The organism is Salipiger thiooxidans (assembly GCF_900102075.1).
In the GTDB taxonomy this organism is placed as follows: Bacteria; Pseudomonadota; Alphaproteobacteria; order Rhodobacterales; family Rhodobacteraceae; genus Salipiger; species Salipiger thiooxidans.
On the sequence record NZ_FNAV01000011.1, the window covers coordinates 206705 to 226302 of the forward strand.

At 65.9% G+C, this 19598-nt stretch carries 20 protein-coding genes; 13 read left to right on the forward strand and 7 right to left on the reverse strand.

Going from position 1 to position 19598, the window contains the following annotated elements; translation table 11 throughout:
* Window position 1: 1 nt before the first annotated feature.
* Complete coding sequence (locus tag BLQ77_RS17730) at window positions 2–778, reverse strand: HAD-IIB family hydrolase (protein WP_089961621.1); 777 nt, start codon at window positions 776–778, stop codon at window positions 2–4.
* Window positions 775–1863, reverse strand: coding sequence for an NAD(P)H-dependent glycerol-3-phosphate dehydrogenase (locus BLQ77_RS17735; RefSeq protein ID WP_089961663.1), 1089 nt, complete (start codon window positions 1861–1863; stop codon window positions 775–777). The genes BLQ77_RS17730 and BLQ77_RS17735 overlap by 4 nt, the downstream gene beginning before the upstream one ends.
* A 472-nt stretch (window positions 1864–2335) precedes the next feature.
* On the opposite strand from BLQ77_RS17735, the gene BLQ77_RS17740 reads away from it, so the two are divergent.
* Window positions 2336–3235: a UTP--glucose-1-phosphate uridylyltransferase gene (locus BLQ77_RS17740; protein ID WP_089961623.1), complete on the forward strand. Its 900-nt coding sequence runs from the start codon at window positions 2336–2338 to the stop codon at window positions 3233–3235.
* A gap of 179 nt (window positions 3236–3414) precedes the next feature.
* Here BLQ77_RS17740 and BLQ77_RS17745 read toward each other — a convergent pair whose 3' ends face one another.
* Window positions 3415–4122, reverse strand: a complete 708-nt coding sequence (locus tag BLQ77_RS17745) for a PAS domain-containing protein (RefSeq protein ID WP_089961626.1) — start codon at window positions 4120–4122, stop codon at window positions 3415–3417.
* Between the two features lie 257 nt (window positions 4123–4379).
* On the opposite strand from BLQ77_RS17745, the gene BLQ77_RS17750 reads away from it, so the two are divergent.
* The 4 genes from BLQ77_RS17750 (at window position 4380) to BLQ77_RS17765 (ending at window position 7676) form a co-directional block, all read left to right on the forward strand.
* Window positions 4380–5258, forward strand: coding sequence for a YicC/YloC family endoribonuclease (locus tag BLQ77_RS17750; protein WP_311135903.1), 879 nt, complete (start codon window positions 4380–4382; stop codon window positions 5256–5258).
* Window positions 5259–5262: 4 nt separating this feature from the next.
* Complete coding sequence (gmk, locus tag BLQ77_RS17755; protein WP_008886142.1) at window positions 5263–5901, forward strand: guanylate kinase; 639 nt, start codon at window positions 5263–5265, stop codon at window positions 5899–5901.
* Entirely contained in the window at window positions 5901–6422 is a 522-nt protein-coding gene (locus BLQ77_RS17760) for a gamma carbonic anhydrase family protein (protein WP_008886091.1), read from the forward strand. The genes gmk and BLQ77_RS17760 overlap by 1 nt, the downstream gene beginning before the upstream one ends.
* A 213-nt stretch (window positions 6423–6635) precedes the next feature.
* Window positions 6636–7676 carry an ATP-binding protein gene (locus BLQ77_RS17765; protein ID WP_008884465.1) on the forward strand — a complete coding sequence of 347 codons (1041 nt, stop codon included), beginning with the start codon at window positions 6636–6638 and terminating at the stop codon, window positions 7674–7676.
* On the opposite strand, the gene BLQ77_RS17770 is transcribed toward BLQ77_RS17765, so the two are convergent.
* Window positions 7591–8382, reverse strand: a complete 792-nt coding sequence (locus BLQ77_RS17770) for a hypothetical protein (RefSeq protein WP_089961632.1) — start codon at window positions 8380–8382, stop codon at window positions 7591–7593. The genes BLQ77_RS17765 and BLQ77_RS17770 overlap by 86 nt on opposite strands.
* Before the next feature lie 216 nt (window positions 8383–8598).
* On the opposite strand from BLQ77_RS17770, the gene BLQ77_RS17775 reads away from it, so the two are divergent.
* The 6 genes from BLQ77_RS17775 to phoB all read left to right on the forward strand — a co-directional run bounded on the left by BLQ77_RS17775 (window position 8599) and on the right by phoB (window position 14802).
* Entirely contained in the window at window positions 8599–9639 is a 1041-nt protein-coding gene (locus BLQ77_RS17775) for a substrate-binding domain-containing protein (protein ID WP_008885405.1), read from the forward strand.
* Window positions 9640–9728: 89 nt separating this feature from the next.
* Complete coding sequence (gene pstC / locus BLQ77_RS17780; protein WP_008885653.1) at window positions 9729–11183, forward strand: phosphate ABC transporter permease subunit PstC; 1455 nt, start codon at window positions 9729–9731, stop codon at window positions 11181–11183.
* A complete protein-coding gene (gene pstA, locus BLQ77_RS17785) occupies window positions 11183–12535 on the forward strand; it encodes a phosphate ABC transporter permease PstA (RefSeq protein WP_089961634.1) in 1353 nt (450 codons plus the stop codon). The genes pstC and pstA overlap by 1 nt, the downstream gene beginning before the upstream one ends.
* Before the next feature lie 35 nt (window positions 12536–12570).
* A complete protein-coding gene (gene pstB / locus BLQ77_RS17790) occupies window positions 12571–13368 on the forward strand; it encodes a phosphate ABC transporter ATP-binding protein PstB (RefSeq protein WP_089961636.1) in 798 nt (265 codons plus the stop codon).
* Window positions 13369–13373: 5 nt separating this feature from the next.
* The gene (gene phoU / locus BLQ77_RS17795) at window positions 13374–14108 is read left to right on the forward strand and encodes a phosphate signaling complex protein PhoU (RefSeq protein WP_089961638.1); all 735 of its coding nucleotides are present in this window, start codon (window positions 13374–13376) and stop codon (window positions 14106–14108) included.
* A 4-nt stretch (window positions 14109–14112) separates the two neighbouring features.
* Window positions 14113–14802, forward strand: coding sequence for a phosphate regulon transcriptional regulator PhoB (gene phoB, locus BLQ77_RS17800; RefSeq protein ID WP_089961641.1), 690 nt, complete (start codon window positions 14113–14115; stop codon window positions 14800–14802).
* Window positions 14803–15106: 304 nt separating this feature from the next.
* On the opposite strand, the gene BLQ77_RS17805 is transcribed toward phoB, so the two are convergent.
* Window positions 15107–15832 carry a helix-hairpin-helix domain-containing protein gene (locus BLQ77_RS17805; protein ID WP_089961643.1) on the reverse strand — a complete coding sequence of 242 codons (726 nt, stop codon included), beginning with the start codon at window positions 15830–15832 and terminating at the stop codon, window positions 15107–15109.
* Between the two features lie 75 nt (window positions 15833–15907).
* On the opposite strand from BLQ77_RS17805, the gene rpsB reads away from it, so the two are divergent.
* Window positions 15908–16675, forward strand: a complete 768-nt coding sequence (rpsB, locus tag BLQ77_RS17810) for a 30S ribosomal protein S2 (RefSeq protein WP_008884033.1) — start codon at window positions 15908–15910, stop codon at window positions 16673–16675.
* Between the two features lie 99 nt (window positions 16676–16774).
* Window positions 16775–17650 carry a translation elongation factor Ts gene (gene tsf, locus BLQ77_RS17815; RefSeq protein WP_089961646.1) on the forward strand — a complete coding sequence of 292 codons (876 nt, stop codon included), beginning with the start codon at window positions 16775–16777 and terminating at the stop codon, window positions 17648–17650.
* A gap of 493 nt (window positions 17651–18143) precedes the next feature.
* On the opposite strand, the gene BLQ77_RS17820 is transcribed toward tsf, so the two are convergent.
* Together BLQ77_RS17820 and aroQ are read right to left on the reverse strand one after the other, a co-directional pair.
* Entirely contained in the window at window positions 18144–18911 is a 768-nt protein-coding gene (locus BLQ77_RS17820; RefSeq protein WP_008883866.1) for a LuxR family transcriptional regulator, read from the reverse strand.
* Window positions 18908–19351 carry a type II 3-dehydroquinate dehydratase gene (gene aroQ / locus BLQ77_RS17825; RefSeq protein WP_008885359.1) on the reverse strand — a complete coding sequence of 148 codons (444 nt, stop codon included), beginning with the start codon at window positions 19349–19351 and terminating at the stop codon, window positions 18908–18910. Before aroQ ends, BLQ77_RS17820 begins: the two co-directional genes overlap by 4 nt.
* Window positions 19352–19598: the final 247 nt, after the last annotated feature.

The window sequence follows — 19598 nt, forward strand, 5'->3', positions numbered from 1 at the left end:
CTCACGCTCCTTTCGGAAGGGGGTGGAGGTTGAAGGCCTCGACCGCCTCGAGAATGCCCGCAGCGCCGATGGCTTCGGCGGTGTGGACATGAGGCAGGCCCGAGACCTCGTTGAGCAGCGCTTCCTCGGCGCCGCCCACGGCGACGGCCTGAAGCCCGCATTGCAGCATCGAGAGATCGTTCAGCGTGTCGCCGGCGGCGAGCACGCGGCCTTCCTCGATGCCCAGATGGGTGACGAGGCGGCGCAGCGACGGGCCCTTCGAGATGCCGCGGGGCAGGACGTCGAAATAGCGGTCGTCCGAGACCAGCGGGTCGTGGCCCATGTCGCGCACCTTGTCATGGGCGCTGGGGTCGAAGGCCTCGGCATCGAGATCGTAGCTCACGCGGTAGCGGAAATCGGTGGGCTGCAGCGTCAGGCCGGGGTGGCCGTGCAGCGCGTCGCGCACCTTGTCGCCGGCGTTGCCCCAGGTCTCGGCGATCTCGACCTCGAGCGGCTCGATGGGATGGATGGTGCCATCCTGAACGCGGGCGATGGTGGTGCCGACGTCGCCCACGACGTACTCGGGCCACGGCACGCCGCCGTCGCAAAGCTCGCCGATGAACTTGGGGTCGCGGCCGGTGACGAAGATCAGGCCGATGGTGTCGCGGTTCGCCTCGATCCAGTCGTAGAGCCGGGCGCGGTCCTCCTCGGAGCCGCCGAGGAAGGTGCCGTCGAGGTCCGTCGCCAGAACGAAGCGGCAGCTGGCGATGTCGCGGTTGTGGGGGTGATCGAAGCTCATGCGGGGTCTCCCTCGTGGGGGTGCAGGATGATGTCGAGCGCGCGCGGCTCGCCCTCGATGGGACGGGACCACAGCGCCTGGAAGGTTTCGGTGAGCGGCGCGCCCTCGTGCAGGATGGCGTGGACCGCCTCACAGATCGGCATCTCGACCCCGACGCGGCGCGCCAGGTCGACCACCGAAATGGCGTTGGTTTCGCCCTCGACCACGGTGGGTTTGCCGTCGAAGCAGGCCTCGCGCGCGATGCCCTGACCGAGCTGCGTGCCCAGCGACATGTTGCGTGACGTGGTGGACGAGCAGGTGAGCGTGAGATCGCCCGCGCCGGCAAGACCGGTCACGGTCTCGCGCTTGCCGCCCAGCGCCTCGGCGAGGTGCTTCATCTCGTCCATGCCCCGGGTGATCAGCGCCGCGCGGGTATTCTCGGCGAAGCCCGCGCCGGTCATCATGCCACAGGCGATGGCGATGACGTTCTTCACCGCGCCGCCGACCTCGACACCGACAAGGTCGTCCGAGACGTAGGGCCGGAAGGCCTGCGTCTGCATGGTCAGCGCAAGCCGCGCCGCGGGGGCGCGCTCGGGGACGATGCGGTCATGATGGCGGAAGGGGAAGGCCACGGTGGCGGCGGTGGGATGGCCCAGCGCGGTCTCGCGGGCGAAGGTCGGGCCGGAGAGGGCGCCGACCGGGTGGCCGGGAAGCTCTTCTTCGACCACGTGGCTCAGCAGGAACCCGGTGCCGCGCTCGATGCCCTTGCAGCAGAGCGCGATGGGCACGCCGTCGGGCAGGTGCGGCTTCATCGCCCGGGTCATGTCGCGAAGCGTGTGCGACGGGGTAACGATCAGGACGGCCTCGGCGCCGTCGAGCGCCTCTGCCAGATCCGAAGTGGGGTAGAGCCCTGCCGGAAGGTCGATCCCCGGCAGGTGGTCGGGGTTCTGCCGCGTCTCGGCAATGGCGGCGGCGAGCGTCTCGCGGCGGCCCCAGAGGCGCGCTTCGCATCCGGCGGAGGCGGCAACGGCGGCGAGGGCGGTGCCCCAGCTGCCCATGCCGATCACGGCCAGGCGAGTGTAAGGTTCAGCGCGTCTCGGGCTCATGCCGGCCGCGCGCGATGGCGGGATGTCAAATGTCAGTCCGTCCATAACGATGTGCCTGTGCCACCCGTCACGGGATGGCAGGCCAATGTGGCTCACTCCTGTTGTGCTACGCAGATAACGCAAGGGTAGGCTTTGGGTTCCCGGAACCCAAGATCTGGGGGCGATTTTTCTGCGCAAGCGAGGGCCGGACAGGGATTGCCTGATTTTTGGGCGGCATTTTACCGCCTATGAGCGATTGCCGGGCGCCGCATGGGCGATTTCACCATAAAACAACGGTTTTTCAGGTCGGCGCAATGCCGCTCTTTGCAAGTTATTGAATTCCGGGGCTTTTGAGAGCCGCCTTGTAATAAGAGAAATCTCGCCGGAACCTTAACCGGAGGCTCGCGTTGTTTTGACGTTCGGCAGAAAGGGCATAAGCTCTTACGCAATTGCCGCAGTGCGGCGGCATCCACAGGTTCAAGGAGATACCGACGTGACCAAGACCAGCCAGAAAGTGCGCACCGCGATCTTCCCGGTGGCAGGGCTCGGAACGCGCTTCCTTCCCGCAACCAAGGCAACCCCCAAGGAGTTGCTGCCGGTGCTGGATCGCCCGCTGCTGCAGTTCGCCATCGACGAGGCCCGCGAGGCCGGCATCGAGCGCATGGTCTTCGTCTCGCACCCCTCCAAGTCGGCCATCGAGCGCTACGTCCACCAGGATGAAGAACTCTGCGCCAAGCTGCGCGAGAAGGGCAAGCATGGCATCGCCGATACGCTCGACAGCTTCGCCATCAACCCGGCCGAGGAACAGGCGCATTTCGTCATGCAGCCCGAAGCGCTTGGTCTGGGCCACGCGGTGCTCTGCGCCGCCGATGAGGTGCTGCCGGGGCCGGTCGCCATCATCCTGCCCGACGACCTGATCATGGGGCAGAAGGGCTGTATCTCGGAAATGATTGAGGCCTACGAGGCCGGCGATGCGGGCCACATGGTCGCCACCATGGAAGTGGGCCGCGACGAGGTCAGCGCCTATGGCGTGCTCGACCCGATCGGCGAGCCCGAGGGCCAGTGCGTGAATGCCTCGGGCATGGTCGAGAAGCCCGATGCCGACAAGGCGCCGTCGCTGCACGCGGTTGTCGGCCGCTACGTGCTCGACGCATCGATCTTCGACGACCTGCGCAACCAGGAGCCGGGGCTGGGCGGTGAGATCCAGCTGACCGACGCCATCGCCAAGGGCATCGAGCGCGTGGGCCTCTGCGGCTTCCGCTTCAGCGGCCAGCGCTTCGACTGCGGATCGAAGGCCGGTATGCTGCGCGCGACCCTCGCCTATGCCGGCAGCCGCGAGGAATTCCACCCGGTGCTGCAGGAAGAGACGAGCCTGCCGATGGCGGCAGAGTGAGCTTCTGAGCAGATCCGCTCCGCCGTCCAACCGGCGGAGCACTGGACGAAAAAACGCCCCGCTGGTTTCACCGTGCGGGGCGTGCTCGATCAGGAGCCCACGGCCTGTAAGGACGCCGCAGGTTCCTGTTGGCCCGGCCCGGTGGGCGAGACCTGCCTATATCTCATGATGTATGCGGATCAGTCGTTCGAGACGATCAGCCTCAGGTGCGGCGGCCTGCGCGGCTTGCCGTCCTTCTTGCTGCCGTGATCGAAACTTGCCGCGGGCTCGGCGAGTTCGCTCGGGCGCTTCTTCGGGGGCGTGTCGATGTACTCGGCCACCGGGTCGACGGGGATCATGTTGAGCGCGGGGCGGGCGTCGACCGAGACGACGGTGAAACGGCGCGGGGTGCGGCCGATCTTGCCGTTGCTGACCAGCACGCCGATCATCCGCGTCATGTCGCCCATGTCCGAGCGCAGCGGCAGCATCAGCAGATGCGCCTCGAGCGCGCCCTTGCCAAAGCCTTCCTCGGCGCGCAGCTCCATCTTCACCATGGCCCCGTCAGAGAACACCTGACCCACGGCGACACCGAGCTGTTCGCGCGCCTCGGGGGTGAACAGCGCCGAGAGCGGCATGCCGCCGGTCTCCATGCCCATGAGCTCGTTCAGGTGGGTGCCGGAAACCCGCAGCTTGGCCAGCGTCGGGGCGATGCGCTCGGCGAGGAAGGCGTATTCGAGAACGCTCTCGATCCCGCGCGGGTCGATCTGGCTGCGCAGCGGCACCTCGCCGCTGTGACCGGCCAATCCCTGCCAGTAGCTCTCGAGCAGCCGCAGCGGTGCCAGCCGCTTCTGTTTGTCACGATCGGTCATCGACACCACGTCCCGTCCGTTACCGCCCTTACCGAACATCTCGCGCACTCCTTGGTCTTGCGTCGCGCTGCGCGGTCGGAGCCCCCGTTCCAACTTGCTAGCCTTTATCATCGCCTTGAGTCTGAAGTTATCTCAAATGCGACGGGATTTCGCCCCAATTGTGGCTCAAAGGTTAACAGATCCCGGGATATCCCGACGCTTGCCATGCCAGAGCCCAGACTGTAGGGCCTTGAAAATCGGGCTGTTTGAAGAAAAACGCCCGGTCTTAAGACACGGAGGCGGAAATGCGGCAATCCATGACCGGATTTGCGTCGCGCAGCGACGAGGCGGAGGGGCTCCGCTGGACCTGGGATCTGCGCGGGGTGAACGGCAAGGGACTCGAGCTTCGGCTGCGGCTGCCGGATTGGGTCGAGGGGCTCGAGCCCCTGGTGCGCGCGGCGGCGGGCAAGCGGCTGGCGCGGGGCAACGTGCAGGTGTCGCTGCGGATCTCCGGCGGCGACGACGAGGCGGCGGCAGAGCTCGACGAGGCGGCGCTCGCCCGCGTGCTCGAGGCCATGGGCCGGATCGAGGCCGAGGCGGGGCGCCGCGGGCTGGTGCTTGCCCCGGCGACGGCGGCGCAGATCGTGGCGCTGCGGGGGGTCATGGCCACCGGGCAGGCCAGCCGCGACGTGACCGCCCTGCGCGCACGGCTGATGGAGAGCTTCGAGGCGGCGCTGGCCGAGTTCACCGAGATGCGCGGCCGCGAGGGCCAGGCGCTGAGCGGCGTGCTCGAGGGCCAGCTCACGCAGATCGAGGAACTGGTGACCCGGGCCGCCGAAGCGGTGGAGGCGCGGCGCGAGGAACAATCCGAGAAGCTGCGCGCGGCTCTGGCACGCGTCCTCGAGAACTCCGACGGCGCCGACGCCACGCGGGTGGCGCAGGAGCTGGCGCTGATCGCGGTGAAATCGGACGTGACGGAAGAGCTCGACCGGCTGACCGCCCACGTGGCGGCGGCGCGGGATCTCATGCGCGACAAGGGCGCTGTGGGTCGCAAGCTCGACTTCCTGATGCAGGAATTCAATCGGGAAGCCAACACGCTTTGCTCGAAATCGGGGTCTTCGGCGTTGACGCAGATCGGTCTGGCCCTCAAGACGGTGATCGACCAGATGCGCGAGCAGGTCCAGAACGTGGAGTAAACCGATGAACCGACGCGGTCTTCTCATCATCCTTTCCTCGCCCTCGGGTGCGGGCAAATCGACGCTGGCCAAGCGGATGCGGGCGTGGGATCCCTCGATCATCTTCTCGGTCTCGGCCACCACCCGGGCGCCGCGCCCGGGTGAGGTCGACGGGCAGGACTACCACTTCATGTCCGAGACCGCCTTCAAGAAGGCGGTGAACAACGGCGAGATGCTGGAGCACGCCCACGTCTTCGGAAATTTCTACGGCTCGCCCAAGGGTCCGGTGCGGGACGCCATCATCGACGGCAAGGACGTGCTCTTCGACATCGACTGGCAGGGCGCCCAGCAGATGACGAATTCCGAGCTGGCGCTCCACACGCTGTCGATCTTCCTGCTGCCGCCCTCCATCGCTGAACTCAAGCGCCGGCTGATCGCGCGCGGACAGGACGGCGACGACGTCATCACCCGACGCATGCAGAAGAGCTGGGACGAGATCTCGCACTGGGGGTCATACGACTTCGTGCTGGTGAACGAGGATCTCGACGAGACCGAGGCCCGGCTCAAGAGCATCGTGACTGCGGCGCGGCTGCGGCGCACGCAGCAGCCTGGGCTTCTGGACCACGTGCGTGGATTGCAGGCCGAATTCGAGGAGACGGAATAATGACGCTTTATGCCCTGGACGGAATCGAACCGACCATAGACGACAGCGCCTGGGTGGCGCCCGATGCCAACCTGATCGGCAAGGTGGTGCTGGAAGAGGCCGCCTCGGTCTGGTTTGGCAGCACCCTGCGCGGCGACAATGAAGAGATCCGCGTCGGCGCCGGCAGCAACGTTCAGGAGAACGTCGTGTGCCACACCGACATGGGCTATCCGCTGGTCATCGGGCCGGGCTGCACCATCGGCCACAAGGTCATGCTGCACGGCTGCACCATCGGGGAAAACTCGTTGATCGGCATGGGCGCCACGATCCTCAACGGCGCCAAGATCGGCCGCAACTGCCTGATCGGGGCCGGTGCGCTGATCACCGAAGGCAAGGAGATTCCCGACGGCAGCCTCGTGATGGGCGTGCCGGGCAAGGTGGTGCGCGCTCTCGACGAGGCGGCGATCGAGGGGCTGAGAAAGTCCGCGCTCGGCTATCAGGCCAATGCACGACGTTTCGCGGCCGGGTTGGTGGCAAAATAAGAAAGCGTCATGAAATCGTTGCGGAGCGTCCCTTCTTTGGCCGGCGGATCCGGGAGGGCGGAGACGGAGTCTCCGTCCGCCAAACCGGCAAGCGCCGCCCCGGAGAAGGCACGGAGGAACGAGCCAGATGACAGCACTCGAACCGACAGGCCGCAAGGGGGGCGCGCCGGGCGGCGGCTGCTCGTCATCCAGCGTCGCCACGAGACCGGGCCGATGAAGGCCGACGCCCGCGACATCGTCGCGGCCGTGCCGCTGCCCTCGGTGCTGATCCGATGGGACGAGCGCATCGCTGCCGCCAACTCCGAGGCGCAGGCGCTTCTGGGCGAGGGCATCGAGGGGCGCCACTTCATCACCGCGCTGCGCCAGCCGACGCTCCTGGACGCCATCGAGGGCACCTTCCGTGACGGTGCGCCGCGGCTCACGCGCTACCTGACCAGCGACGACCGCCAGGACACCACTTTCGAGGTCTCCTGCCGCGCGGTGCCGCTGGGCAACGGGCCGGGCGTGCTGCTGACATTCCAGGACGTGACCCATCTCGAGCAGGTGGGCCAGATGCGCCGCGACTTCGTGGCCAACGTCAGCCACGAGCTGCGCACGCCGCTGACCGCGCTGCTTGGCTTCATCGAGACGCTCAAGGGCCCGGCGCGCGAGGATGCGCTGGCGCGCGACCGCTTCCTCGGCATCATGGAGGCCGAGGCCGGCCGGATGGAGCGGCTGGTGGGCGACCTGCTGTCGCTCAGCCGTGTCGAGGCCGACGAGCGGGTGCGCCCGACCGAGCCGGTGGATCTGCCGTCGATGGTGCGCTCGGTGCTGAGCGGGCTGGCCCCGCTGGCCGAAGAGGCCGGAGTCGAGCTGGCGTTCGAACTGCCCGAGGGCGCGCTCGAGGTGCCGGGCGATCCCGACCAGCTGCGGCAGGTGGTGGTGAACCTCGTCGAGAACGGGGTGAAATACTCGGGCCGTGGCGCCGAGGTGAAGGTCTCGGTGAGCGGTCCCGAGTATCATTCGCGGCTGCGCGGCGACGCGGTGGTGATCACCGTCTCGGATACCGGTCCGGGCTTCGATCCGCTGCACATCCCGCGCCTGACCGAGCGCTTCTACCGGGTCGACAACCACCGCTCGCGCGAGATGGGCGGGACCGGGCTTGGCCTCGCCATCGTCAAGCACATCATCAACCGGCACCGTGGCCGTTTGCGGATCGAGAGCCGGCCCGGCGCGGGCGCGCAGTTCCGTGTGGTGCTTCCGGCGCGGGTGTGACGTGGTCGCCAGCCGGGGCCGGGGCGCTGTTGTGCGCCTCGACCGCGGGCAGCAGCGCCAGCACGTCCTCGACCGTGGGCGAGGGCGGCAGGTGCGTCTTCACCCAGCCCTCGTGTGCGCCCACCACCTGTAGCGGAAAGCGGTCGAGGCCGATGAGCTTGGCGATGCAGAAGCGATGGTTGCCCGAGCCGGTCTTGCAGAGGCTCCCGTCCGCCATGATCACCGCGGTGGATTCATAGCCCGTCCGCGAGCCGTCGAAGCCGTTCTCACGCATGCTCTCGACCAGCCCGAGCAGGTCCTCGCGCAGGAAGGCGAGGATCTCGGCCTCGCTGCGGAGCGCGCGGGTCTTGTAATAGGCTGCGCCGGTGTCGCGGAGCTGGGTGCGCATCTGGTGGAACCAGAGGCTGTCCTGCAGCGCGTCGGCGTGGTCGAGCGCATCGGCGATGCGCCGGTAACGCTGGGTCTCGCGCACGAGCATCGCGGCACTGAAGTGGTGGGCGGGAATCGCGAAGGGTTCCGCGTGCTTGATCGGGGCTCTCAGCGGGCCAAGCAGCGCGCCCGGGACAAATCTCTCGAGTCGGTTGAGCCGCTCTCTCCCGACGGGCCACTTGGAGCCCAGTTGCAGGCGAACCTGAGTCGGGTCGATCCAGATGACCGAGCGATATCGTGGATCCTTCAGGAATTGCCGTTGCTTGAGGCCTCTCATCGCTGGCTGTCCCCCTGACGCGGTGTGGCGCGGTTTTCGCGCCTGTGAATTGTGGGATGGATAGGTATTCTCCTCTAGATGGTGTCATCTTACTTTCTCTGGCTGCTGTCATCAAACTGTTACGCGGGTGTCACAAAAGCATTGCGCGTCGGGCCTAGGGCTGCGGCGAGGCTCCGGAAGGGGAAGGAGCCAGAAACCAGTGACAGGAGCATTCCTATGCAATCCGTGAAACTCGCCGCATCGGCACTGGCCATTGCCGCCGTCTCGGCCTCCGCCGCAGCTGCCCGCGACAACGTCCAGATCGCCGGCTCGTCGACCGTTCTGCCCTATGCGTCGATCGTCGCCGAGGCCTTCGGCGAGAACTTCGACTTCCCGACCCCGGTGGTCGAATCCGGCGGTTCGTCGGCTGGCCTGAAGCGCTTCTGCGAAGGTGTCGGTGAGAACACCATCGACATCGCGAACGCATCGCGCGCCATCCGCGAAAAGGAAATCGCAGCCTGTGCCGACGCCGGCGTGACCGACATCATCCAGGTCCGCATCGGCTATGACGGCATCGTCTTCGCGTCGCAGAAGACCGGCCCCGAGTTCACCGCGTTCGAGCCGGCCGACCTTTATAACGCGCTCGCCGAGCAGGTGCTCGTCGACGGCGAAATGAAGCCGAACCCCTACAACACCTGGGCCGAGTTCAACTCCGAGCTTCCGGACGTCGAAATCGCCGCCTTCATCCCGGGCACCAAGCACGGCACCCGCGAAGTCTTTGAAGAGAAGGTCCTGCTGCAGGGCTGTGAAGACACCGGCGCGATGCAGGCCATGATCGACGGCGGGATGTCGGAAGACGACGCCGAGGGCGCCTGCATGGCGGTCCGCACCGACGGCAAGTCGGTCGACATCGACGGCGACTACACCGAGACCCTGGCCCGCATCGACTCGAACGCCAACGGCGTCGGCGTCTTCGGCCTCGCGTTCTACGAGAACAACACCGACAAGCTGAAAGTGGCGACCATGTCGGGCGTCCAGCCGACCACCGAGACGATCGCCGAAGGCGAGTACCCGGTGTCGCGTCCGCTGTTCTTCTACATCAAGAAGGCCCACATCGGCGTGATCCCCGGCCTGAAGGAATTCGCTGAATTCTTCGTCTCCGACGAGATCGCAGGCCCGTCCGGCCCGCTCGCCAACTACGGCCTCGTGTCCGACCCCGAGCTGGCCGCCACCCAGGCGCAGGTGTCGGAAGAAGAGACCATGGGCTCGAACATGTAATCGGAATTTCTCCGATTGCCGAGGGGCGGCGTTCCGCGCCGCCCCAACGCTGCTTTTAGGACATTTTCCGAAACGACCTGGGGGGCGTCATGCCTGTTGTCTGGCTCATCCTGATCGTGCTCGTGCTGGCCGTGCTTGGCTTCATCGCCGGCCGCATGCGCGTGACCACCGCCGGCGGGGCGCGCCCGCACTCTCTGCCGAACTATTACGGCTGGAACGTCGCCATGAAGGTGATGGTGCCGGCCTTCCTCGCGCTCGTGATCTGGCTTCTCGTTCAGCCCTTCGTGGTGGACGGCAAGGTCACCGGCATGATCGACGAGGCCGCCATTCCCGAGGGCTCGACCCTCGGGCTGGTGATGTCGGACGTGCGCCGCGTGGCCGACGGGCTCGACCTTGCCGTCAGCCGCGGCCTGATGACCGCCGACTCCGCAAGCTCGATCCGGACCGAGTCCACCGACGTGCGCGACCTGCTGGCCAACGCCGGCGTGGCGCTTGGCTCGAACGTCAGCCCGCAGGTGCTGGAGGCGGCGCAGGCCTATCGCGGGATGAACCACACCGGCAACCTGTGGATGACCGTCGTGGTGCTGGCGCTGGCGCTCGGCGGCCTTGCCTGGGCCGTTCGCGAGACCACTCTCGAGTTCCGCGCCCGCAACGCGGTCGAGGGTGGGGTGCGCATCCTGCTGCTGGCCGCCGCCTCGATCGCGATCCTGACCACCATCGGCATCGTGCTGTCGCTGATCGGCAATACCGTGCGCTTCTTCGACCTCTACTCGGTCTCGAAGTTCTTCGGCTCCTTCACATGGTCGCCGTCCTTCGGCGGCGGATCCGAGCTTGGCATCTGGCCGCTGCTCTGGGGCACGTTCTACATCTCGATCATCGCGCTCATCGTGGCGGTGCCGATCGGGCTCTTCGCGGCGGTCTACCTGTCGGAATACGCCAGTCCCCGGATGCGGGCCTGGGCCAAGCCGCTGCTCGAGGTGCTCGCGGGCATCCCGACCATCGTCTACGGTCTCTTCGCGCTGCTCACCGTCGGTCCGCTGCTTCTCACGGTCTTCGGCCGCGACGGGCTGGGCTGGATGCAGGCGGGCACCGCCGTGATGACCGCGGGCGTGGTCATGGGCATCATGCTCATCCCCTTCGTCAGCTCGCTGTCGGACGACATCATCAACGCGGTGCCGCAGTCGCTGCGCGATGGCTCCTACGGCCTTGGTGCGACACATTCCGAGACCATCAAGCAGGTGATCCTGCCTGCGGCGCTTCCGGGCATCGTCGGCGCCATCCTGCTCGCTGCCAGCCGCGCCATCGGCGAGACGATGATCGTTGTGATGGGGGCAGGGGCCGCGGCCCGGCTCTCGCTCAACCCCTTCGACGCCATGACCACCGTGACCGCCAAGATCGTGTCGCAGCTGACCGGTGACGCGGACTTCGCCTCGCCCGAGGCGCTGGTGGCCTTCGCCCTCGGCATGACGCTATTCGTCATGACGCTGGGGCTCAACATCTTCGCACTCTACATCGTGCGCAAATACCGGGAGCAGTACGACTGATGACCGACGCGACCTTTACCGGCGAGAGCCCGAAACGCCACGGCTCGCTCACCGCATCGGATGCGCGGACCAAGCGCCGCAACGCCTCCGAGAAACGCTTCCGCATCTACGGGCTCGCCGCCATCGGCGCAGGTCTGTTCTTCCTGGTCGTGCTGCTGAGCGCGATCATCAGCAACGGCATCGGTGCCTTCCAGCAGACCTTCATCCAGGTGCCCGTCTACCTGGACCCGGCGACGCTCGACAAGAACGGCAACCGCGACCCGGCCGACCTCGCCAAGGTCTCGACCTTCGGCTACACGCCGCTGATCCAGACCGGTCTCTACCAGCTGGTGCGCGACGCCGGCATCGAGACCGACTACGAGGACGCGGGCGACATGAAGGCGCTGATCTCGGCCTCGGCTGCGGCCAAGGTGCGTGACTGGACGCTCGCCCACCCCGACCGCATCGGCGACACGGTGGAGTTCGAGATTCTCGCCTCGAGCCGCGTCGACGGCTACCTCAAGGGCCGCGTGACCCGCGAGAGCATCGCCGAGGACCGCAACATCGATGCGGGCCACCTCGACCTGACCGACGCGCTCCGCGAGAGCGGCGCCCTGCACAAGAGCTTCAACGCCGAGTTCATCTTCGGCTCGGATGCCTCGGAGAGCCGCGCCGAGCAGGCCGGTCTGGGCGTCTCGATGTTGGGCTCGTTCTTCATGATGCTGGTGGTGCTGTTCCTGGCGCTGCCCATCGGCGTCGCCGCGTCGATCTACCTCGAGGAATTCGCGTCGCAGAACAAGTTCACCGACTTCATTGAGGTGAACATCTCGAACCTCGCGGCGGTGCCGTCGATCGTCTTCGGCATCCTCGGCCTCGCGGCCTTCATCCAGTTCGCGCACCTGCCGCAGTCGGCGCCCATCGTCGGCGGCCTCGTGCTGACGCTGATGACCCTGCCGACGATCATCATCTCGACCCGTGCCTCGCTCAAGGCGGTGCCGCCGTCGATCCGTGACGCGGCACTGGGCGTGGGCGCCTCGAAGATGCAGGCGGTGTTCCACCACGTGCTGCCGCTCGCCATGCCGGGGATCCTGACCGGGACCATCATCGGCCTCGCGCAGGCGCTCGGCGAAACCGCGCCGCTGCTGCTGATCGGCATGGTCGGCTACATCGCGACCAACTATCCCGACGGCCTGGTCTCGGGCTTCATGTCGCCGAACTCGGCGATGCCGGCCCAGATCTACGAATGGGCCAAGCGGGCCGACCCCGCCTATTACGAGCGCGCCTGGGGCGGGATCATCATCCTGCTGGTGTTCCTGCTCATCATGAACGTGATCGCCATTGTCCTGCGCCGCAAGTTCGAGCGGAGATGGTGACGATGGACGCGACAAACGCTAAAGGGAATGTACCGATGTACGACGCACCGATGAGGAAGGCCGCCGTGGACGTCAACGAAAACAAGATCTCGGCGAAGGACGTTCAGGTCTATTACGGCGAGACCCACGCCATCAAGGACGTCTCGGTCGACATCCTCGACAAGACCGTGACCGCGTTCATCGGCCCGTCGGGCTGCGGAAAGTCGACCTTCCTGCGCTGCCTCAACCGGATGAACGACACCATCGACAGCTGCCGCGTCGAGGGGCTCATCGCGCTCGACGGCGAGGACATCTACGACAAGCGCGTCGACCCGGTGCAGCTGCGCGCCAAGGTGGGCATGGTGTTCCAGAAGCCGAACCCGTTCCCCAAGTCGATCTACGACAACGTGGCCTACGGCCCGCGCATCCACGGTCTCGCCCGCAACAAGGCCGAGCTCGATGAGATCGTCGAGAGGGCCCTGCGCCGCGGCGCCATCTGGAACGAGGTGAAGGACCGCCTGGACTCGCCGGGCACCGGCCTCTCGGGTGGTCAGCAGCAGCGTCTGTGCATCGCCCGCGCCGTGGCCACCGAGCCCGAGGTGCTGCTGATGGACGAGCCCTGCTCGGCGCTCGACCCCATCGCCACCGCCCAGGTCGAGGAACTGATCGACGAACTGCGCGAGAACTACAGCGTGGTGATCGTGACGCACTCGATGCAGCAGGCCGCACGCGTGAGCCAGAAGACGGCCTTCTTCCACCTCGGCAACCTCGTCGAGTACGGCGAGACCAGCCAGATCTTCACCAACCCCGTGGACCCGCGCACGGAATCCTACATCACTGGCCGGATCGGATAATCGTCATGAGCGAACTGAAGCAACACATCGCCTCGGCGTTTGACAGGGATCTCGAGGGCGTCCAGGCCCAGATCCTCAAGATGGGCGGTCTCGTCGAGGTCGCGATCCACGACGCCGCCAAGGCGCTCGAGGCCCGCGACGAGGAGCTGGCCGAGCGCGTGCGCCTCGGCGACAGCGCCATCGATGCGATGGACGAGGCCCTGAACGAGGAGGTCGCGCGCCTCATCGCGCTGCGCCAGCCGATCGCCTCGGACCTGCGCGTCGTGCTTGCGGTGATGCGCATGTCGGGCAACCTCGAGCGCATCGGCGACCTCAGCAAGAACCTCGCCAAGCGCACCGGCGTGCTGGCCCAGATGGCGCCGATCAACGGCTCGACCTCGGCGCTGCGCCGCATGGCCCGCGACGTCGAGATGATGCTGAAGGACGCGCTCGACGCCTACATCAAGCGCGACGAGGCGCTGGCCCGCGACGTGATCGAGCGCGACGCCGACGTGGACCAGATGTACAACACGCTGTTCCGCGAGTTCCTGACCTTCATGCTCGAGGATCCGCGCAACATCACCTCGTGCATGCACCTGCATTTCATCGCCAAGAACATCGAGCGCATGGGCGACCACGTGACCTCGATCGCCGAACAGGTGGTGTTCCTGCTTACGGGCGAGATGCCCGACGAGGCGCGCGTGAAGGGGGACCGGACCTCGTCCGATCCCGCCCTGAGCGCGAACCTCGAAAAGGAGTAAGCCGATGCCGGCCGATCAGCCCACCGTTCTGGTCGTCGAGGACGAGGCGGCGCAGCGCGAAGTGCTGCGCTACAATCTCGAAGCCGAGGGTTTCCGCGTCGCAGCCGCCGGCAACGGCGAAGAGGCACTGATGATGATGGACGAGGAGTCGCCCGACGTCATCGTGCTCGACTGGATGCTGCCCAACCTCTCGGGCATCGAGGTCTGTCGCCAGATCAAGACCCGCCCCGAGACCCGCGGCGTGCCCGTCATCATGCTTTCGGCCCGGTCCGAGGAAGTGGACCGGATACGCGGCCTCGAGACCGGCGCCGACGATTACGTGGTGAAGCCCTACAGCCTGCGCGAGCTGATGGCGCGGGTGCGCGCGCAGCTGCGCAGGGCCCGTCCCGCCGCCGCCGGGCTGCGGCTCGAGTACGAGGACATCGTGCTCGACGCCGAGACCCACCGGGTCACCCGCGACGGGCAGGAGCTGAAGCTCGGTCCGACAGAGTTCCGGCTGCTCTCGACCTTCATGGAAAAGCCCGGCCGGGTCTGGTCGCGCGAGCAGCTGCTCGACCGCGTCTGGGGCCGCGACATCTACGTGGACACACGCACCGTCGACGTCCACATCGGGCGGCTGCGCAAGGCGCTCGGGGTGCACGGCGGCGGCGACCCGCTCCGCACCGTCCGCGGCGCCGGCTACGCGCTGGGGTGATCCAACTGTCCGGGCCTGTGCGGCCCGGCGGACGCTCCAGGGCATCTCCCGCACTGGCGGATTGCACGCCGGGCGGCGGGATGGTCGGCTACATGCCCGCCCCGGCAGTCAAAGTCATTGCCGAGCCCCAGGAACTGATGCCCGTGCCAAGCCCGAAGATTGATCACGTGCCGTGTCCCGCGGCAGCAGATCTGGTTCAGGCCTTCCAAGGTGCCCGCCGCAAGGGGCGTACTCCTGACGCTTTGCACCTCGCGAGGTCACTGGGTGACCTCGGGAAGTGAAGGCTGTCGCGCTGCGCGGGCTGTCACTTCTTCGATTTTTTCTTTTTCTTCTTGGACTTGCCGGATGTCTTTGCCGCGGCTTTCGCGGCCTTTGCGTCCTTGCTTTTCGGCTTGCCGTCCCTGGCTTTGGCCTTGGCGCCCTTGTCCTTGGCTCCCGTCTTCTTGGATTTCTTGGACTTGGCGGACGTCTTGTCCTTGGCATCGCCCGCCGCCGTCTTCTCGGCCTTGGCGGATTTCTTCGCTTTCTTGGAGGGCTTGGTCCTCTTGGCTGTCTTTGCCGACGCGACCTTGACCTCTTCGGGCGGGGCAACCGCCTCGGGCTCCGGCTCGCCAACGGCCTGCGGCTCTTCCATGGCCACGGCTTCTGACTTGGCCGTCACCTCGGGCGTTGGCGCGCTTCCAAGCCCGGCGGCGGCCGCGTCGAGCATCTCCTCGGCGGCGGCGATCAGCATCCGGGCGCGGATGAGCTGGACGCGGGGCAGGGCGGTCAGGCGCTCGGCATCGGCCCGGGCGAGATCGGCGGCACTCTGGATCCCCATTTCGCGCATCTTGGACGCGAGCGCGGGACCCACGCCGCGTATGTCAGTCAGGTTCGTCACTTCCATCTCCATGCAAATTCGTGTCAGAATGCGCCCAGAGCCTGCCACCTGTCCAGCGACGCGCGCATGGGGGTTGCGCTCACACCGCTTTCCCCGTATAGGCGCGCCACATGAACCCCGCAGGCGGGGTCGGGCCTTTGGGGGAGACATCCCCAAAGCGTCCACCGGTTGCCCCAAATGGGTCAAACCCCCGCCGAGGATATGAAACCGGAAAGGATATAGGACATGGCTCTTCCCGAGTTCACCATGCGTCAGCTGCTTGAAGCCGGCGTTCACTTCGGCCACCAGACGCAGCGCTGGAACCCCCGCATGGGCGAGTTCATCTACGGTGCGCGCAACGGCATCCACATTCTCGACCTGACCCAGACCGTGCCGATGCTCGACGCGGCTCTGAAGGCGATCCGCGACACCGTCGCCAAGGGCGGCCGCGTGCTCTTCGTCGGCACCAAGCGCCAGGCAGCTGCTCCGATCGCCGAAGCCGCCGAGAAATGCGCCCAGTACTACATGAACCACCGCTGGCTGGGCGGCACGCTCACCAACTGGCAGACCGTGTCGCAGTCGATCGCACGCCTCAAGTCGATCGACGAGCAGATGGACACCGGCGCGGAAGGCCTCACCAAGAAAGAGCGCCTCGGCATGGAGCGTGACCAGCAGAAGCTTCAGGCTTCGCTCGGCGGTATCCGCGAAATGGGCGGCCTGCCCGACATGCTCTTCGTCATCGACGTGAAGAAAGAGCAGCTCGCCATCGCGGAAGCCAAGAAGCTGGGCATCCCGGTCGTCGCCATCGTCGACACCAACTGCTCGCCCGACGGTGTGGACTACATCATCCCCGGCAACGATGACGCCGCACGCGCCATCTCGCTCTACTGCGACCTCGTCAGCCGCGCGGCCCTGGACGGCATGACCGGCCAGATGGAAGCTGCTGGCGTCGACCTCGGCGCCCTGGAAGACGCGCCGGCAGAAGAGCTGCTGGCGGGCGCCCAGCAGGGCTGATCCGCGCGCTGTCGCGAAAGCGTCACGCAAGCATGACATGAGCGGCAAGGCCCGGGGCAGGGCCTGCCGCACAAGACCATTCGAGAGGGAGCCAAGCACATGGCGATCACTGCTGCACAGGTTAAAGAACTGCGCGAGATGACTGGCGCAGGCATGATGGATGCCAAGAAGGCGCTGACCGAAACCGACGGCGACATGGAAGCCGCTGTTGACTGGCTGCGTACCAAAGGTCTTGCCAAAGCCGCCAAGAAGTCAGACCGCACCGCCGCTGAAGGCCTCGTCGCCGTTCAGGTCAGCGGTGGCACCGGCGTCGCCGTCGAGGTGAACGCAGAGACCGACTTCGTCGCCAAGAACGCCGAGTTCCAGGCCATGGTCGGCGACATCGCCACCGCCGCCATCGGCGTTACGACCGTCGAAGAACTGGCCGATGCCGAGATCGAAGGCAAGAAGGTCTCCGAGCAGATCACCGACAAGATCGCCAAGATCGGCGAGAACATGACCCTGCGCCGCATGGCGAAGGTCGAGGGCGAGCTCGTGGCAACCTACGTCCACAACGCCGCTGCCCCCGGCATGGGCCAGATCGGTGTGCTCGTGGCCCTGAACGGCGGTGACGAGGCGTTTGGCAAGCAGGTCGCGATGCACATCGCTGCTGCCAACCCGGCGTCGCTCTCGGCTGCGGATCTCGACCAGGCCGTGGTCGAGAAAGAGCGTCAGGTGCAGATCGACATCGCGCGCGAGTCCGGCAAGCCGGAAGCCGTCATCGAGAAGATGATCGAAGGCCGCATGAAGAAGTTCCTCGGCGAAGTGACCCTGCTGGGTCAGCAGTTCGTCATCAACCCCGACGTGACCGTCGAGCAGGCCGCGAAAGAGGCCGGCGCGAGCATCGTGGGCTTCGTGCGCATGCAGGTCGGCGAAGGCATCGAGAAGAAGACCGAAGACTTCGCAGCCGAAGTGGCCAAGGCCGCTCAGGGCTGAGGTCCAACACCATAGGGGCCCCGCTGAGATGCGGGGTCCCCGAAATGCAAGGAGCCGCCCAAACGGGCGGCTCCTTTTTAGGTTCCGGACCCCCACATAAGTTGGGGATGACGTGAGGACCGGAATAGGTGTCGGACCGACTCATGCAAAAATTTCACGAACCAGGCCCGACGTCGGTTTTCACCGGAGAGACACGCAGGGCCCCCGAAATGGCGGAGGGTGCGTTTCCCATGCTCCATGGCCAAAGCCACCACTCACGGAACGTTCTCACAGTCGCAATTTTGGAGCGATGATGAAAGTGGCTAGTTCGTGCCAACGCAGAATTTCGTCAAATTAGCGCACTAAACGACAATAGATTTGGCTTTTCTAAATCTAAGAAACGAAAAAACTGAATTTAATGCGGGAACATTTTGCCAAACGCGCAACCTGAGGTTACGATCCGCCGACTCGACGAGAAAGTTCAGTTTCGTGTGTGTGAATATGAGTCGCACAATCAGAGATCGATGATGAACATCTGGTTCTGAAAGGCTGCCTTGGCCACGGCCTGGGCCGTGGTCTCGACGTTCAGCGCTTCTCGGGCGAGCCTCAGATGCTTTTCGATCGTGGCCTGCGTCAGGCCCATGATCGCCGCAATGTCCTGCATCGTCTTGCCATCTCCGACCCATTCGAGCGCCTCGCGCTGACGTTTGGTCAAGGACTGGTTGGGCGGAACGTAGGGCAGGGTGAGGATCTTGAGGTGCAGGACATTGTTCATGAGGATGATGTCATCTCCATGTTCGTCCCACATCGCGTCGACGTCGGCCTGTTCGGTTCCGGCTTTTGCCGTCAACGCAATCGCGCCTTTCGCGCGACTCGAAACCGACTTGAAGCTTACAGAATAGCCCGCGCGGACATTCTTGCCTAAATTGAAGTCTATGACGCGGCGCTCGGCGTTGCCGACGTTCCCTTGTGCAAGCATTTCCGCCAGAACGCGCCACGAACAGGCGCCTTCGTGCTCGAGTGCCCAATTCACCATGGGGGCATGGTGGTAGAGACCCTGGCCGATGAACACGTCGGTGTAGTCGGTGCTGTGGTTGGTCAGCAGCACGAAGTCGTTCGGATCGCCGAGCGACGTGGTCGTGCGGTAGCGGGTGAAGCCGTAGAGCAGACGGTCGAAGCCGTAGCCGGCCATCCGCTCGAGATGCATTTGCCAAAGTTCCTCGACGGTTCCGGCATTGGTCATCTCTGTGAGATGCGCCCGGATGCCATCCGCGAGCGTCATTTCCGTGTCTCCAGATGGCTCAGCATCGCGTCCATCGCCAGCGTGTAGCCGCGCGCGCCGAAGCCGCAGATCACGCCGACCGCGACCCGAGCGATGTAGCTCTTGTGCCGGAACTCCTCGCGCGCGTGAACATTCGAGAGGTGCAACTCGATCGCCGGGATCTCGGCCGAGCTGATGGCGTCCATCAGGGCCAGCGAGGTGTGGGTGTAGGCGCCGGCGTTGAGGATCAGGCCGTCGAGCCGGCCGCGCGTCCCGTGGATCGCGTCGATCAGCGCGCCTTCGTGGTTGCTCTGTTCGAACTCCACGCCGACGCCGATCTTCTCGCCATGGGCGCGGCACATGCCTTCGACGTCGGCCAGCGTGGTGCGACCGTAGACCTCCGGCTGGCGCGTCCCGAGAAGGTTGAGGTTCGGACCGTTGAGGATCAGGAACCCTGGCATGCGAATGACCTCCAAAAAGAATGGCCACCAGTTATCTCGCGATGCGCGCCGTTGTCCAGAAAGGAGCATCGCATTTTCCTTATTCCGGACCCGTCTGCGGCGCTTTGATCCTGCATTGGGCGTCGTCCGGGGCACGTCTCGGCGGGCGGGCGTGCCTCTGGTGCGTGTCGGTGGCGGGATCCACGAGGATTTCAGGGGGCCGACATGCACTAATTTGTTACATAATACTGATTATACGTAATACATC